Annotated in this window: 1 protein-coding gene; it reads left to right on the forward strand. The window is 62.5% G+C overall.

The features are described 5' to 3' along the window. A partial coding sequence (locus HLUSI_RS27455) for a hypothetical protein (protein ID WP_040503257.1) occupies positions 1–562 on the forward strand: 562 nt, incomplete at both ends.

Here is a 562-nt window from a genome sequence, read left to right on the forward strand (position 1 = left end):
ATCCAGAACGTCATCGGCAGCGCCTTCAACGACACGTTCGTCGGCAACATCGACGCCAACAGTTTCGACGGCGGCAGCGGCGGCCAGGACACGGTCAGCTACGCCAACTCGGCGCAGGGCGTGTCGGTCAACTTCGTCAGCGGACGCGGCGTCGGCGGCGATGCGGACAACGATACCTACAGCCACATCCAGAACGTGATCGGCAGCGCCTACGACGACGTCTTCGTGGCCGGCATCGACAGCCGCATCTTCAACGGCGGCAGCGGCGGTTCGGATACCGTCAACTACGGCGCATCGACCGGCGGCATCATCGCCAACATGGTCACAATGACCGGCAGCGGCGGTTACGCGCAGAACAACACTTACGTCAACATCCAGAACATCGTCGGCAGCTCGTCGAGCGACATCTTTATTTCTGGCGCGGGCGCCAACCATTTCGACGGCGGTTCGGGCGGCTCGGACACGGTCAGTTACGTTTCGTCGAATGCCGGCGTCGTCGTCAGTTTGTTCGACGGCAGCGCCAGCGGCGGCTATATCAACGACCGGGATCGTGTGATTGCAG

The sequence above is a fragment of the Herbaspirillum lusitanum P6-12 genome (genome assembly GCF_000256565.1).
Lineage (GTDB): Bacteria > Pseudomonadota > Gammaproteobacteria > Burkholderiales > Burkholderiaceae_D > Herbaspirillum > Herbaspirillum lusitanum.